9 protein-coding genes are annotated in these 15,282 nt (G+C 73.4%); 5 read left to right on the top strand and 4 right to left on the bottom strand.

Features of this window, described 5'->3' with window-relative positions; translation table 11 throughout:
- Positions 1-141: 141 nt before the first annotated feature.
- From uvrA to QC029_RS24125, 3 genes are all read left to right on the top strand, one after another.
- Positions 142-2,988: an excinuclease ABC subunit UvrA gene (uvrA, locus tag QC029_RS24135; protein WP_279557876.1), complete on the top strand. Its 2,847-nt coding sequence runs from the start codon at positions 142-144 to the stop codon at positions 2,986-2,988.
- 23 nt (positions 2,989-3,011) lie between these two features.
- Positions 3,012-3,440 (top strand): Rieske (2Fe-2S) protein, encoded by a 429-nt coding sequence (locus tag QC029_RS24130; RefSeq protein ID WP_279557875.1) that lies wholly within the window; start codon positions 3,012-3,014, stop codon positions 3,438-3,440.
- A 373-nt stretch (positions 3,441-3,813) separates the two neighbouring features.
- Entirely contained in the window at positions 3,814-7,095 is a 3,282-nt protein-coding gene (locus tag QC029_RS24125; RefSeq protein ID WP_279557889.1) for a phosphodiester glycosidase family protein, read from the top strand.
- A 65-nt stretch (positions 7,096-7,160) separates the two neighbouring features.
- Here QC029_RS24125 and QC029_RS24120 read toward each other — a convergent pair whose 3' ends face one another.
- The 4 genes from QC029_RS24120 to uvrB all read right to left on the bottom strand — a co-directional run bounded on the left by QC029_RS24120 (position 7,161) and on the right by uvrB (position 13,339).
- On the bottom strand, positions 7,161-8,147 hold the full coding sequence (locus QC029_RS24120) for a TerC family protein (RefSeq protein WP_279557874.1): 987 nt from the start codon (positions 8,145-8,147) through the stop codon (positions 7,161-7,163).
- Positions 8,148-8,365: 218 nt separating this feature from the next.
- Positions 8,366-10,303 (bottom strand): TerD family protein, encoded by a 1,938-nt coding sequence (locus QC029_RS24115; RefSeq protein WP_279557873.1) that lies wholly within the window; start codon positions 10,301-10,303, stop codon positions 8,366-8,368.
- Between the two features lie 147 nt (positions 10,304-10,450).
- Entirely contained in the window at positions 10,451-11,029 is a 579-nt protein-coding gene (locus QC029_RS24110; protein WP_279555508.1) for a TerD family protein, read from the bottom strand.
- Positions 11,030-11,182: 153 nt separating this feature from the next.
- Positions 11,183-13,339, bottom strand: coding sequence for an excinuclease ABC subunit UvrB (gene uvrB / locus QC029_RS24105; protein ID WP_279557872.1), 2,157 nt, complete (start codon positions 13,337-13,339; stop codon positions 11,183-11,185).
- Between the two features lie 140 nt (positions 13,340-13,479).
- Here uvrB and QC029_RS24100 point away from each other — a divergent pair, with 140 nt between their 5' ends.
- Together QC029_RS24100 and QC029_RS24095 are read left to right on the top strand one after the other, a co-directional pair.
- The gene (locus tag QC029_RS24100) at positions 13,480-14,541 is read left to right on the top strand and encodes a glycerophosphodiester phosphodiesterase family protein (protein ID WP_279557871.1); all 1,062 of its coding nucleotides are present in this window, start codon (positions 13,480-13,482) and stop codon (positions 14,539-14,541) included.
- Positions 14,542-14,596: 55 nt separating this feature from the next.
- Entirely contained in the window at positions 14,597-15,157 is a 561-nt protein-coding gene (locus QC029_RS24095; RefSeq protein WP_279557870.1) for a methylated-DNA--[protein]-cysteine S-methyltransferase, read from the top strand.
- Positions 15,158-15,282 lie beyond the last annotated feature (125 nt).

Below are 15,282 nucleotides of genomic sequence, written 5' to 3'. Positions count from 1 at the left end.
CGCCCGTAAATCGAATGCACGTGCTATAGGCTCGCTGTGCGCACCGGGCACGACATCACGGCGGCGCTACCCCATACCCTTGGGCGGGGGCTCTGGGCAGGCGCCCGCCCCCTTCATCCCACACGAAAGGTGCCAATCGGCGTGGCCGACCGTCTCATCGTCCGTGGGGCTCGCGAGCACAACCTCAAGAACGTCTCGCTCGACCTCCCCCGCGACTCCCTCATCGTCTTCACCGGGCTGTCGGGATCGGGCAAGTCCTCGCTCGCCTTCGACACCATCTTCGCCGAGGGGCAGCGCCGCTACGTGGAGTCGCTCTCCTCGTACGCCCGGCAGTTCCTGGGGCAGATGGACAAGCCGGACGTGGACTTCATCGAGGGCCTGTCGCCGGCGGTCTCCATCGACCAGAAGTCCACCTCCCGCAACCCCCGCTCGACGGTCGGCACCATCACGGAGGTCTACGACTACCTCCGCCTGCTGTTCGCCCGGATCGGCAAGCCGCACTGCCCCGAGTGCGGGCGCCCGATCGCCCGGCAGTCCCCGCAGGCGATCGTGGACAAGGTGCTCTCCCTGGAGGAGGGCAGCCGCTTCCAGGTGCTCTCCCCGCTGGTGCGCCAGCGCAAGGGCGAGTTCGTGGACCTCTTCGCCGAGCTGCAGACCAAGGGCTACAGCCGCGCCCGGGTGGACGGCACGACGGTCCAGCTCTCCGACCCGCCGGCGCTGAAGAAGCAGGAGAAGCACACCATCGAGGTGGTCGTCGACCGCCTGACGGTGAAGGAGAGCGCCAAGCGGCGGCTGACCGACTCGGTCGAGACCGCGCTCGGGCTCTCGGGCGGCATGGTGATCCTCGACTTCGTGGACCTGGAGGAGGACGACCCCCAGCGCGAGCGGATGTACTCCGAGCACCTGTACTGCCCCTACGACGACCTGTCGTTCGAGGAGCTGGAGCCCCGCTCGTTCTCCTTCAACTCCCCCTTCGGCGCCTGCCCCGAGTGCAGCGGCATCGGCACCCGCATGGAGGTGGACCCGGAGCTGATCGTCCCCGACGAGGACAAGTCGCTGGACGAGGGGGCGATCCACCCCTGGTCACACGGCCACAGCAAGGAGTACTTCGGGCGGCTGATCGGCGCCCTGGCCGACGCGCTCGGCTTCCGCACCGACATCCCCTGGAGCGGGCTGCCGCAGCGCGCGAAGAAGGCCCTGCTCAACGGGCACCGGACGCAGATCGAGGTCCGCTACCGCAACCGCTACGGGCGGGAGCGGTCGTACACCACGGCCTTCGAGGGCGCGGTGCCGTTCGTCAAGCGGCGGCACTCGGAGGCGGAGACGGACTCCAGCCGGGAGCGCTTCGAGGGCTACATGCGCGAGGTGCCCTGCCCGACCTGCGAGGGGACCAGGCTCAAGCCGATCGTCCTGGCCGTGACGGTGCAGGGGAGGTCGATCGCGGAGATCGCCGCGATGTCGATCAGCGAGTGCGCCGAGTTCCTGGGCGCCATGGAGCTGAACGACCGCGAGAGGACCATCGCCGAGCGGGTGCTCAAGGAGGTCAACGAGCGGCTGCGGTTCCTGGTCGACGTCGGTCTGGACTACCTCTCCCTCAACCGCGCCGCCGGGACGCTCTCGGGCGGCGAGGCGCAGCGCATCCGGCTGGCGACCCAGATCGGCTCCGGCCTGGTGGGCGTGCTGTACGTGCTGGACGAGCCGTCCATCGGCCTGCACCAGCGCGACAACCACCGGCTGATCGAGACCCTGGTGCGGCTGCGGGACATGGGCAACACCCTGATCGTCGTCGAGCACGACGAGGACACCATCAAGACCTCCGACTGGGTGGTGGACATCGGCCCGGGCGCGGGCGAGCACGGCGGCGAGGTGGTGCACAGCGGCCCGCTGAAGGAGCTGCTGGCCAACGAGGAGTCGGTGACCGGGCAGTACCTGTCGGGCAGGAGGTCCATCCCGACGCCGGAGAAGCGCCGCCCGGTGGACCGCAAGCGGGCGCTGACCGTCCGGGGCGCCAAGGAGAACAACCTGCGGAACGTCGACGTGTCGTTCCCGCTCGGTGTGCTCACCGCGGTCACGGGCGTCTCCGGTTCGGGCAAGTCCACCCTGGTCAACGACATCCTCTACACCCATCTGGCGCGCGAGCTGAACGGCGCGAAGTCGGTGCCGGGGCGGCACGTGCGGGTGGAGGGCGACGACCTGGTGGACAAGGTCGTGCACGTCGACCAGTCCCCCATCGGCCGCACCCCCCGTTCCAACCCGGCCACGTACACGGGCGTCTTCGACCATGTGCGCCGGCTGTTCGCGGAGACGACGGAGGCGAAGGTCCGCGGCTACCTGCCGGGCCGCTTCTCCTTCAACGTCAAGGGCGGCCGCTGCGAGAACTGCTCCGGCGACGGCACGATCAAGATCGAGATGAACTTCCTGCCGGACGTGTACGTGCCGTGCGAGGTCTGCCACGGCGCGCGCTACAACCGGGAGACGCTGGAGGTGCACTACAAGGGCAAGTCCATCGCCGAGGTGCTGGACATGCCGATCGAGGAGGCGATGGGGTTCTTCGAGGCGGTGCCCGCCATCGCCCGCCACCTGCGCACCCTCAACGACGTCGGCCTCGGCTACGTCCGGCTCGGCCAGCCCGCCACGACGCTCTCCGGCGGCGAGGCGCAGCGGGTGAAGCTCGCCTCGGAGCTGCAGAAGCGCTCCACCGGGCGCACGGTCTACGTGCTGGACGAGCCGACCACCGGTCTGCACTTCGAGGACATCCGCAAGCTGATCGAAGTGCTGTCCGGGCTGGTCGACAAGGGCAACACGGTGATCGTCATCGAGCACAACCTCGATGTGATCAAGACGGCCGACTGGGTCGTGGACATGGGCCCGGAGGGTGGCAGCGGCGGCGGCCTGGTCGTCGCCCAGGGCACCCCGGAGCAGGTCGCGGCGGCGCCGGAGAGCCACACCGGCAAGTTCCTCCAGGACATCCTGCCGCTGAAGCCGTGAGCGGCCGTAAGGAGAGCACGACCATGAAGGACCAGTCCCCCGGCCGCCGCACCGTGCTGTGCGGGGCGGCGGCCGCCGGGGCCGCCGGCCTCGGCCTGACCGCCTGCTCCGGCTCCGGCGGAGGCGGCGGACGGGCCCCGGCGACCCCGACCGCACCCGTGGACCTCGGCGCGGCCGACGCCGTACCGGTCGGGGGCTCCAGGCTGTACCGCGAGGAGAGACTGGTGGTCTCCCGGTCCTCCGAGGGCGAGTACAGGGCGTTCGGCGCGGTGTGCACCCACGCGGGCTGCGTACTGACCTCGGTGGAGAGGCTGGAGGCCGACTGCACCTGCCACGGCAGCCGCTTCGACACCACCACCGGCGAGGTGCTGGCGGGCCCGGCGGGCTCACCCCTGCCCCCGGTCCCGGTCAAGGTGGAGGGCGGCAGGCTCGTGGCCGGCCCCGGCGACTGACGCCCCCTCACCCGGCGCGTACCCGCGCCCGCGCGTCCCCCGTGCGTCCGTTCGGCCCAACGGACGCGCGGGGGACGCGTGTTGTTCCGGCGGTGTTCGAGCACGCCCTCTGGTGTGAACCGGTCGGCCTTGTCACCCTGTGGCGCTGGATGCGCAAAGAGCGCATGTCCCTACAGCGTCTGTGGGTGATGTCGTGTCACGAGGACCGCAGGGCAGAAGACTCCCCGGACGGGCCGCGGTGTGCCTCACGGCCGTCGCCGCGCTCGGGCTGGGTCTGGCGCCACCGGCCGCCGCCGGTCCCGCCGCGACCGCCGTCCCCGCGCTCTCCGCCGCTCCGCCCGCCGACGCCCTGGGCGTCGCCGACGGCGACGGCATGGAGCTGTCCCGTACCGTGCGCCCCGTGGCGCCCGGCACCACACTGACCTCGTTCGACCGGCTGGAGTCGGACAAGTGGCTGCGCGCCGACGCCCTCAGCGTCGACCTCGACGGCGGCGCCGAGGTCGACTACCTGTCCCCGGGGACCGTCTCCGGCCGCGCGACCGTCTCGGAGCTGGCCGGCGCGCACGATCCCGGCGCCGGGCGCCGCACCGTCGCCGCCTTCAACGCCGACTTCTTCGACATCAACCAGACCGGCGCCCCGCTCGGCCCCGGTGTGGACGACGGCGAGATCACCCACTCCCCGGCCCCCGGGGTCACCGAGGCGGTCGGCTTCGGTCCGGACGGCGCGGGCCGCGTCCTCGACCTGTACTTCGAGGGCACGCTCACCCTGCCCGGCGGCCCCGAGCCGCTGGCCGCGTACAACGCGGCGAACGTCCCCGCCGACGGCATCGGCGCCTACAACGCCCGGTGGGGCCCGGCCGACCGCGCCCAGACCGTGGACGGCGCGGCGGAGGTCACCGAGGTCACCGTCGTGGGCGGCCGGGTCACCGCCGTGGACGACGCCCCCGGCGACGGGCCCGTCCCCGAGGGCGCGACGGTGCTGCTCGGCCGTGACGCGGGCGCGAAGGCCCTGGCCGCGCTGGCCCCGGGCTCCGCGGTGAGCTGGGAGTACGAGCTGCGCACCGAGGGGGGCGAGACGCCGCGCACGGCGGTCGGCGGCCGCGGCGTGCTGGTCGTGGACGGCGAGCCGCAGAACTGGGACGGACGGCCCAACAACGCCGCCGCTCCCCGTACCGCCGTCGGCTTCTCCCGGGACGGCTCCACCCTGCACGTGCTGACCGTGGACGGCCGCCAGGCCGCCTCCGGCGGCGTCACCCTCACCGAACTGGCCCTGATGATGGACGAGCTGGGGGCCCACAACGCGCTCAACCTCGACGGCGGCGGCTCCTCGACGCTGGTGGCCCGCGAGCCCGGCTCGGACACCCCGCGGGTGGAGAACAGCCCCTCCGACGGCACCGAGCGCGAGGTCCCCAACGGGCTGGCCGTCACCGCCCCCGACGGCAGCGGGGCGCTGAAGGGCTTCTGGGTGGAGACGGCCGCGGACCCGGCCGAGGCCCCCTCCGCCGACACCGTGCCCGGCGGGCACCCGGAGCGCGTCTTCCCCGGTCTGACCCGCGCGCTCACCGCCGCCGGGTACGACGAGACGTACGGCCCCGCGGACGCCTCCGCGAACGTCCCCTCGGGCGCCCCCGCAGACGGAGCCCCCCGCTGGCACAGCTCCCGCCCCGAGGTCGGCCGGGTGGACGGCGACGGCGTCTTCCACGCCCGCAGGACCGGTACGGCCGAGGTCGTCGCACGCCGCGGCCACGCCCGCGGCTCCACCACCCTGACGGTACTGGGCCCGCTGGAGCGGATCGCCCCGACCCGGGAGCGGGTCGGGCTGCCCGGCCCCGGCACGGAGGCGTCCTTCGGCTTCACCGGCTTCGACGCCGAGGGCCACAGCGCCCCCGTCGAGCCGTCGGACGTGGCGCTCGACTACGACCGCTCGCTCTTCCGCATCGATCCCGACCCGGCGCGCGGCGGCTTCACCGTCGCCGCCGCCGACGGCGCCGACTCCGTCTCCGGCCTGGTCAGGGCGGTCGTGAAGGGCGAGGAGACGGTCCTGGCCGTCACGGTGGGCCTGACGGACCGGGGCGTCGCGGAGTTCGACGACGCCGGGCAGTGGACCTTCAGCGCCGCCCGCGCCTCCGGCTCCCTGGCCGCCGACCCCGCCGGGCACGACGGCACCGGGCTGCGGATGACGTACGACTTCACGCAGTCCACCGCGACCCGTGCCGCCTACGCCAACCCGCCGCGGGAGATCCCCGTGCCCGGCCAGCCTCGGAGCTTCACCCTGTGGCTCAAGGGCGACGGCCGCGGCGCCTGGCCCTCGCTGCACCTCACCGACGCCGCCGGCACCGCCCAGGTGCTGCGCGGCCCGCACGTCGCCTGGACCGGCTGGAAGCGGATCGCCTTCGAGGTCCCCCAGGGAGTGGCCTATCCACTGAAGGTCCGGCGGTTCTACCTGGCCGAGACCCGGCCCGCCGAGCGGTATCGCGGCGAGGTCGTCCTGGACGGGCTGACCGCCCGGACCCCGCCGGACGTGGCCCTGCCCGCCGCCGACCCCCACCGGGACCCGCTGATCTCGACGGCCGCCGACACCGCGGGCCGCGACTGGCGGTTCGCGGTGGTCTCCGACGCCCAGTTCGTCGCCCGCGAACCGGACGGCGAAACGGCACGCCAGGCCCGGCGCACCCTGCGGGAGGTGCGGGCCGCCCGGCCCGACTTCGTCGTGGTCAACGGGGACTGGGTGGACGAGGGCTCGCCCGAGGACCTCGCCTTCGCCCGCCGGATGCTCGAGGAGGAGCTCGGCGGCGAGGTGCCCTGGTACTACGTGCCGGGCAACCACGAGGTGATGGGCGGCTCCGTCGAGGGCTTCCGCGCGGAGTTCGGCGCGACCCACCGCTCCTTCGACCACCGGGGCACGCGCTTCATCACCCTCGACACCTCCTCGCTGACCCTGCGCGGCGGCGGCTGGGACCAGATCCGGCGGCTGCGGGAACGGCTGGAGGACGCCGCGGAGGACGACGGGATCGGCTCCGTCGTCGTGCTGGCGCACGTACCGCCGCGCGATCCGACCCCGCAGCAGGGCAGCCGGCTGACCGACCGGCTGGAGGCGGACCTGCTGGAGGACTGGCTCGGCGAGTTCCGCCGCCGCACCGGCAAGGGCGCGGCGTTCGTCGGGGCGCACGCCGGCGTCTTCCACGCCTCCCGGGTGGACGGGGTGCCCTACCTGGTCAACGGCAACGCGGGCAAGGCGCCGGCCGCGCCCCCCGGTGAGGGCGGCTTCAGCGGCTGGTCGCTGGTCGGGATCGACCGCGGCACCGGCCGGGACTGGATCTCGGTCCAGACCCGCGCCCATGTGGACGGGCTCTCCCTGACCGCGCCGGACTCCGTGGCGGCGGGCGGTGCGCCGGGGAAGGTCTCCGCGGCCATCGTCCAGGGCCGCGGAAGCGCGGCGCGCACGGTGCCGGTGGGCCGGCCGCTGAGCGCCGACTGGTCCGGCTCACGGGGCCTGTGCGCGGGGGACGTGGAGCGGGCGCGGGCGCGCGGGCACTGCGTCGCGGTCCTCGACGCGGCGGCCGGCACGCTGACGGGGCTGCGGCCGGGGACGGTGACCGTGGCGGTGACCGTGAGCGGCGAGCGGCAGGAGCGGCGGGTCGCGGTGGTGCGGTGAGGCGCGGCGGTACGGCCGGGCGCGCGGCCCGGCCGTACCGCCCCTGTGCGCTTCCGGGCGCCGGGTCAGTCGCGCGGCGCGGTCGGCTCCTGCTCCCGGCTCAGCTTGCGGGAGGCGCGGAGGCTGGTGATCGTCGTGACGATCAGGACGCCGCAGATCACGGCCAGCGACACCGGGGTGGAGATCTCCGGGACGTGGACGCCCTGCTCGTGGAGGGCGTGCAGCACCAGCTTGACGCCGATGAAGCCGAGGATGATCGACAGCCCGTAGGACAGGTGCACCAGCCTCTTCAGCAGTCCGCCGATGAGGAAGTAGAGCTGGCGCAGGCCCATCAGGGCGAAGGCGTTGGCGGTGAAGACGATGTACGGGTCCTGGGTCAGACCGAAGATCGCCGGGATGGAGTCCAGGGCGAACAGCAGGTCCGTGCTGCCGATGGCCAGCATGACGATCAGCATCGGCGTCATCAGCCGCTTGCCGTTCTCGACGACGAACAGCTTGGTGCCGTGGTACTGCGAGGTGGAGGGGAAGCGCCGCTCGACCATCTTCAGCAGGCGGTTCTCCTCGTACGCCTCCTCCTCGTGGCCCTGCTCCTCGGCGCGGGCCTCGCGCACGAGCTTCCAGGCCGTCCAGATGAGGAAGCCGCCGAAGATGAAGAACACCCAGGAGAAGGCGGAGATCAGCGCGGCCCCGGCCGCGATGAAGATCGCGCGCATCACCAGGGCGATGAGCACGCCGACCATCAGCACGCGCTGCTGGTAGATGGTGGGCACCGCGAACTTCGCCATGATCAGGACGAAGACGAAGAGGTTGTCGACGCTGAGCGACTTCTCGGTGATGTAGCCCGCGGCGAACTCGCTCGCCGCCCGGCTCTCACCGGCGACGTACAGCCCGGCGCCGAAGAGGATCGCGAGGACGATCCAGACGACCGTCCAGGTGCCGGCCTCCCTGATGGAGACCTCGTGCGGCTTGCGTCCGCCGATGAAGAAGTCGACTGCGATGAGGGCGCACAGACCGACGACGGTCAGCACCCAGGTGGTCGTGGAAACGTCCATACGGAAATCCTCCGGCTCTGGTTGCCGGAGGTCTCCTCCATCCGGGCCCGATCGGCCTACGGACCGACGCCCCGGGACCGGTCACGCCCGGCCCGTACTGACGGGGACGCCGCACACGGGAGTACTCCCCTCCGCTCAAGGAAGAGTAAAGCAAGACCAAGGAAAGGCAAAGCGCGGGAGGGGAGGGGGCGGCTCCGCGGCCCGCTGCGCACGGCCCGTCAGCGGCCGTATTGCCGGCGGGCCCGGGCCACCTGCTCCAGGACCCGGGGCAGGATCAGGCTGCCGCGCGGCGTCAGAGGCGGCTCGTACGTCCACGCGTGGCCGACCCAGGGGTCGGCGAGGTGGTCGTCGGGCACGGGGGTGATCCGCAGCAGGGAGCGCCACAGCGGGTCGAGCACGGGACCGTAGCCCTGCGCCTCCTCCCGGTCGGCGACCATCATCAGGTGGACGCCGACGGACGGTCCCTCGTCCGCGAGGTAGCGGAGCCGGGTGACGGCGCGGTCGTCGAAGCCGTGCGGGAAGTCGTGGACGATCAGCAGTTGTTCGGCGGTGTCCACGTCCGGCGGGAGCGCGTCGGCGGCGCGGGTGCGCACCGCCATCTGCACCAGGTCGACGCGGCGGGTCAGCCTCGCGATCACCGAGGCGACGCCGCCGGGGCCGGTGGCGGGCGGCTCGCGCAGCGCGCCGGATTCCACCAGCGGGGCCAGGGTGGGCGCGGCGGCGCCCACCGGGTCGAGCACGTGGACGGTGAAGTCGCCGACCGGGTGGACGGCGAGCAGCCGGCCGGCGACGGCGGTGGCCAGCTCGCCCGCCAGACGGCGCAGCTCGTGCGGATCGACCGTGAGGGACGCGGCCGAGTGGGTGCGCCCGGCGTCGATCCACAGTCCGCGCTCCAGCGGCAGCCGCACCAGCATGGGGATGCGCAGGCCGCCGTGCTCGGGGAGGCCGAGGTCGCCCAGGCGCATCGCCATCGGCGTCTCCATGGGCACCCGGTAGGCGTGCCAGGCGGGGCTGTCCCAGCGGGCGAAGGCCGGCGGCAGGGCGGGCTCGACGACGTCGGACTCGGCGGTGAGCTGGCCGAGGTCGCGTTCGAGTGCGGCGCGGGCCCGGTCGACGAGCTCGGTGTGGCGGGCCTGGGCCCGGGCGCGGGCGGCGTCGGCGGCGGCGCCGGTCCGCGAGCGGGGGTCGGACAGCACCGTGTCCAGCTCCTGCTCCATGCGGGAGTCGGCGAAGTCGACGGCGCTGCGGTAGGCGGCGGTGGTGCGGGCCAGGTCCTCGAACATGCCCCAGACCTGGTTGTAGAGCCGCTCCTCCATGCTCCAGCCCGCGGCGTCGCCCGCGACGGGCCCGGCGGGCCGCCCGGGGTCGGGGGGCGGTGCGGACGGGGCCGTCGCGCCGGCGGGGGGCGCGGCGGTCGTGCCGCGGCCGGGGTGGCGGTAGTCCACCGGGCCGGCGGGCGGCGGGGGTGCGGACGGCCCGCCGGGGGCGGGCCGGGGCGGGGGCGCGGGCCGGGGTTCCGGGCCCGCGCCCGGTGCGCCGACCGGTGCGGTGCGTCTGCTGCGGTTCCCGTCGCCGGCGCGGGCGGGCGGCGCCACGGAGCAGGCCGGCCCGGAGGCGACGGCCTCGTCGACGGCGGCGGCCAGTTCGCGGGCCCGGGGCAGCCCCTGGTCCTCCAGCATGGCGGCGAGGCCGCCCGCGTAGCCCTGGCCGACCGCGCGCACCTTCCAGACGCCCTGCCGCCGGTAGAGCTCCACCGCGACGACGGCGGACTCGGCGTCGAGCCCGGTGACGGTGTAGCAGGCGACCTCGGTGCCGTCCAGGCCGGTGACGGCCACGACGGGGGCGGCGAGGGCGCCGAAGGAGAGGGGCCCGCCGACTCCGGTGGGGAGGGCGAGCAGCACGTTGACCCGGTGCACGGCCTCGGGGAGCGCGTCCAGGTCCACCGCGAGCCGGTGGTCGGCGGCGGCCTGCCGGGAGACCTCCAGCCCGGGCAGGCGGGGCGAGCCGGGATGGGCGATCCAGTCCGGCTCGCGCAGCCGCCCGTCCTGGTCGTTGAGCGTCGCCCCGGCCACGACCGGCTTCCCGGCGGACACCCGGATCTCCAGACGGCTCGCGGGCAGTGGGTGGTTCTGCCCGCGGACCAGTTCGGCCGTCATCGCCGCGCCCCCTCCTGCGTGTGTTCTCCCGTGCCCCGCCGCGCCCCGGCGCCCCCGGCCGGCGCCGTTGCCCTCCCCTGCCGGCGGGCCCGGCGGCGGCGCCGCGCCGGGCCCGGTCCCGGCCGCCGTGCGGCCGGCCGCGGGCGGTTACAGGTGGGGGGTGATCGACGGCATCAGGTCCTGGAAGGTGCGGCCGTTGGCCGCGGTGCCCAGGGCGGTCATCTGCCAGCCGCTGCCCTGGCGGTGGACCTTGGCCATGATCTGCGCGGTGTACTGGCCGCCGCCGGTGAGGGTGTAGCGCGCCAGCTCCTGGCCGTTGGTCTCGTCCACCAGCCGGCAGAAGGCGTTCTGCACCTCGGCGAAGGTCTGGCCGGTGAAGGAGTTCACCGTGAAGACGATCTGGTCGATGTGGACCGGGACCCGCTGGAGGTCCACCAGGATCGCCTCGTCGTCACCGCCCTGCCCGGCGCCGCCGACGAGGTTGTCGCCGGTGTGCCGCACGGAGCCGTCGTCGCTCACCAGGTGGCGGAAGAAGACGACGTCCACGGGCTGCTGTCCGGCGAAGAGCACGGCCGAGGCGTCCAGGTCGATCTCCTGGGTGCGCCGGCCGAACAGACCGCGGCGGGGAGCCGCCTGCCAGCCGAGTCCCATCCGCACCGCGGTCAGGGCGCCCCCGTCGGACTTCTGCAGGTTGATCGCCTGTCCCTTGGACAAGTTGACCGTCACGTGCGTTTCCCTCTTTCCTGCCGTTGCCGTTGCCGTTGCCGTCGCCCGCCGTCACCGGCGGCTGCCCCGCAGCCTACGCACCGAGGCCGACGGCGCGGACGGGACGGGCGGGCTTTGTGTCGTTCCTGCAACACTTCCTCGTGGGCCGTCATCTCACCGCAGGCCCGCCTCCTTCATCTGCCGCAGTTCCTTCTTCAGTTCGCCGACCTCGTCGCGCAGCCGGGCGGCCACCTCGAACTTCAGCTCGGCCGCCGCGGCGCGCATGCGCTCGGTCATCTCCTCGATGAGCTCGGCGAGTTCGGCGGCGGGGCGGTCGGTGGGCTGCGCGGCCCCCCTGCTCCTGCCGCCCCTGCCCCGCGCGCCGTCGCCGTCCCCGGCCGCCGCGCGGCCGAGGTCGGGCACCGGGGCCTTGGCCCTGCGCTCCTCTCCCGCGCCCGCCTTGCGGTAGCCGCTGTCCAGCAGCTCCCGGGTGTCGACCTCCTCGCGCGCGATCGTCGCCACGATGTCGCCGATCTTCTTGCGCAGGGGCTGCGGGTCGATGCCGTTCGCCTCGTTGTAGGCGATCTGCTTGGCCCGGCGCCGGTTGGTCTCGTCGATGGCCTTGGCCATCGCCGGGGTGATCTTGTCGGCGTACATGTGCACCTGGCCGGAGACGTTGCGCGCCGCGCGGCCGATGGTCTGGATCAGGGAGGTGCCCGAGCGCAGGAACCCCTCCTTGTCGGCGTCCAGGATGGCCACCAGCGAGACCTCCGGCAGGTCCAGGCCCTCGCGCAGGAGGTTGATGCCGACCAGGACGTCGTACTCGCCGGCGCGCAGCTCGCGCAGCAGCTCCACGCGGCGCAGGGTGTCCACGTCGCTGTGCAGGTAGCGGACCTGGATGCCCAGTTCCAGGAAGTAGTCGGTCAGGTCCTCGGCCATCTTCTTGGTCAGCGTGGTGACCAGGACGCGCTCGTCCCGCTCGGTGCGGGTGCGGATCTCGTGCACCAGGTCGTCGATCTGGCCCTCGGTGGGCTTGACCACGACCTCCGGGTCCACCAGGCCGGTGGGGCGGATGATCTGCTCCACCACTCCGTCGGCGCGCGACAGCTCGTACTGCCCCGGCGTCGCCGACAGGTAGACCGTCTGCCCGATGCGCTCCTGGAACTCCTCCCACTTCAGCGGCCGGTTGTCCATCGCGGACGGCAGCCGGAAGCCGTGGTCGACCAGCGTCCGCTTCCGCGAGGCGTCGCCCTCGTACATGGCGCCGATCTGCGGGACGGTGACGTGGGACTCGTCGATGACCAGCAGGAAGTCGTCGGGGAAGTAGTCGAGCAGGGTGTGCGGCGCCGAGCCCTTCTCACGGCCGTCGATGTGCAGCGAGTAGTTCTCGATGCCCGAGCAGGTGCCGATCTGCCGCATCATCTCGATGTCGTACGTCGTCCGCATCCGCAGCCGCTGGGCCTCCAGCAGCTTGCCCTGCTTCTCCATGCGGGCGAGGGTCTCCTCCAGCTCCGCCTCGATCCCCGCGATGGCCCGCTCCATGCGCTCGGGGCCCGCGACGTAGTGGGAGGCGGGGAAGACGTACAGCTCCCGGTCGTCGGAGATCACCTCGCCGGTGACCGGGTGGAGCGTGGAGAGGGCCTCGATCTCGTCGCCGAACATCTCGATGCGGACGGCCAGCTCCTCGTACACCGGGAAGATCTCGACGGTGTCGCCGCGCACCCGGAAGGTGCCGCGGGTGAACGCCATGTCGTTGCGGGTGTACTGGATGTCGACGAAGCGGCGCAGCAGCTGGTCCCGGTCGATCTCCTCGCCGACCCTCAGCGGCACCATCCGGTCGACGTACTCCTGCGGCGTGCCCAGGCCGTAGATGCACGAGACGGAGGCGACCACGACGACGTCGCGCCGGGTGAGCAGCGAGTTCGTCGCGCTGTGGCGCAGCCGCTCGACCTCCTCGTTGATGGAGGAGTCCTTCTCGATGTAGGTGTCCGTCTGCGGGACGTACGCCTCGGGCTGGTAGTAGTCGTAGTACGACACGAAGTACTCGACGGCGTTGTTCGGCAGCAGCTCGCGGAACTCGTTGGCGAGCTGGGCGGCCAGCGTCTTGTTCGGCGCCATCACCAGGGTCGGCCGCTGGAGCCGCTCGATCATCCACGCGGTGGTCGCCGACTTGCCGGTGCCGGTCGCGCCCAGCAGGACGACGTCCTTCTCGCCTGCCGTGACGCGCTTCTCCAGCTCGTCGATGGCCGCCGGCTGGTCGCCGCTGGGCCGGTAGGGGCTGACGACCTCGAAGGGTGCCGTCCTGCGTTCGATCTGAGTCTCGGGCCGCATGTGCACCACGGTACGTCCCCCCACTGACAACCGGGGCCGGTCTGCGGGCCCCGGCCGGGCCTGCCCACGGGCGAGGGGCTTCCGTGAGGCGTTCAGGTTCTGTCCACTTCTCGCCCATGTAACCGAACAGCGATGCCGGAATGCTCTTGGGGTCAGTGCACCGAAGACGTGAGGAGTCCCCCGTGTCCCTACGCCCCGCTGCCGCCGTCACCGGTTCACTCGCCGGCCTCTGCGCGTTCGTCCTCGCCGCCGTCCCCGCCCAGGCCGCGCCGCGGGCCGAGGCCCCCCTCCCGATCGCGCACCGCGGCGCCTCCGGCTACGCCCCCGAGAACACCCTGGCCGCCGTCGACGCGGCCCACGCCCTGGGCGTCAGGTGGGTGGAGAACGACGTGCAGCGCACCAGGGACGGCGAGCTGGTCGTCATGCACGACGCCACCCTGAGCCGCACCACGGACGTCGAGGAGCTCTTCCCGGACCGCGCGCCCTGGCGGGTCGCGGACTTCACCGCCGCCGAGATCGCCCGGCTGGACGCGGGAAGCTGGTTCGACCCGCTGTACGCGGGCGAGCGGGTGCCCACCCTGGAGCAGTACCTGCGGCACCTGAACCGCACCCGCCAGAACCTGCTGCTGGAGATCAAGAGGCCCGAGCTCTACCCGGGCATCGAGGCCGACGTCCTCGGCGAGCTGCGCAGCGAGGGATGGCTGGACCGGCAGCACGTGCGGAGCAAGCTGGTCATCCAGAGCTTCGGGGCCGACTCGGTGCGGGCCGTGCACGACCAGGCGCCGGCCGTCAGGACCGGCTTCCTGGGCACTCCGGCCGTCGCCGAGCTGCCGGACTACGCGCGGTTCAGCGACCAGATCAACCCGCCCCACACCACCCTGACGGCGGAGTACGTGCGGCAGGTCCACGCGCTGAAGGGTCCCCACGGCAGGCCGATGGAGGTCTTCACCTGGACGGTGAACGACGCGGCGGCGGCCCGCCGGGTCGCCGACATGGGCGTGGACGGGATCATCTCCAACTACCCGGACGTCGTCCGGGACGCCACACGGCCCGCTGCCGGAGCCGCCGCGGGCGGGGAGCGCGAGGACGCGCCGGAGGAGGCCCGTGAGGAAGCCGGCGAGGACGCGCGGGAAGAGGCCCGCGAGGAGGCCGGGAGGGAGCGGCGGAACGTCTCCGACCTGGTCGCCTCCCTGCGGGGCTGAACCCGGCTGCCGCCGGGCCGCGCACGCTGTCGGCGCCGGCCCTTAGGCTCGTCACATGACCGAGACTTCGGCCGGGCCGGCGGCCCCGGCCTGGAACTGGACCGTACGGGACACTCCGATCGGCCCGCTGCTGCTCGCGGCGACCGGGCGCGGGCTGGTGACCGTCGTCTTCCACGCCGGCGAGCGGACGGTGCGCCGGTCCCTGGCCCGGCTCACCGGGCGGCTGGGCGCCGAGCCGGCGCGCGGCGACGGCGATCCGGTGCTGGCCGGGGCGGTCCGGGAGCTGGAGGCGTACTTCCGGGGCGGGCTGCGGGAGTTCTCCGTCCCCTTGGACTGGTCGCTGACGTCCGGGTTCAACGGGCGGGTGCTGCGGGCCCTGGCCGACTCCGTGCCCTACGGCAGCACCGTCGGCTACCGGACCCTGGCCGACCGCGTCGGCGAGCCGGGCGCGGCGCGCGCGGTGGGCGTCGCCATGGGGTCCAATCCGCTGCCGGTGGTGGTGCCGTGCCACCGGGTGGTGGAGAGCGGCGGCGGGATCGGCGGCTTCGGCGGCGGGCTGGAGACCAAGCGGGCGCTGCTCGCGCTGGAGGGGGTCCTCCCGGCGCCGCTGTTCTGAGCGCCCCGTTCCGAGCACACCGGGCGCACCGTGCGCACCGTCCTGGGCGTCCCGTCCCGGGCGTCCCGGAGGCTCCGGCGGTGCCTCCCGCTTCCCCTGGTGGCGAACCTCCCCCGGGGGGATTC

The sequence above is a fragment of the Streptomyces sp. DH37 genome, from assembly GCF_029813835.1.
Taxonomy (GTDB): domain Bacteria; phylum Actinomycetota; class Actinomycetes; order Streptomycetales; family Streptomycetaceae; genus Streptomyces.
This window is presented reverse-complemented; position numbering and strand designations above follow the sequence as displayed.

Bases quoted from the DNA above. Each gene is read 5' to 3' on its own strand.
- QC029_RS24130 (WP_279557875.1), top strand. From the start codon at position 3,012: ATGAAGGACCAGTCCCCCGGCCGCCGCACCGTGCTGTGCGGGGCGGCG.
- QC029_RS24125 (WP_279557889.1), top strand. From the start codon at position 3,814: ATGGAGCTGTCCCGTACCGTGCGCCCCGTGGCGCCCGGCACCACACTG.
- QC029_RS24115 (WP_279557873.1), bottom strand. From the start codon at position 10,303: ATGACGGCCGAACTGGTCCGCGGGCAGAACCACCCACTGCCCGCGAGC.
- uvrB (WP_279557872.1), bottom strand. From the start codon at position 13,339: ATGCGGCCCGAGACTCAGATCGAACGCAGGACGGCACCCTTCGAGGTC.
- QC029_RS24095 (WP_279557870.1), top strand. From the start codon at position 14,597: ATGACCGAGACTTCGGCCGGGCCGGCGGCCCCGGCCTGGAACTGGACC.
- QC029_RS24120 (WP_279557874.1), bottom strand. From the start codon at position 8,147: ATGGACGTTTCCACGACCACCTGGGTGCTGACCGTCGTCGGTCTGTGC.
- QC029_RS24100 (WP_279557871.1), top strand. From the start codon at position 13,480: ATGCTCTTGGGGTCAGTGCACCGAAGACGTGAGGAGTCCCCCGTGTCC.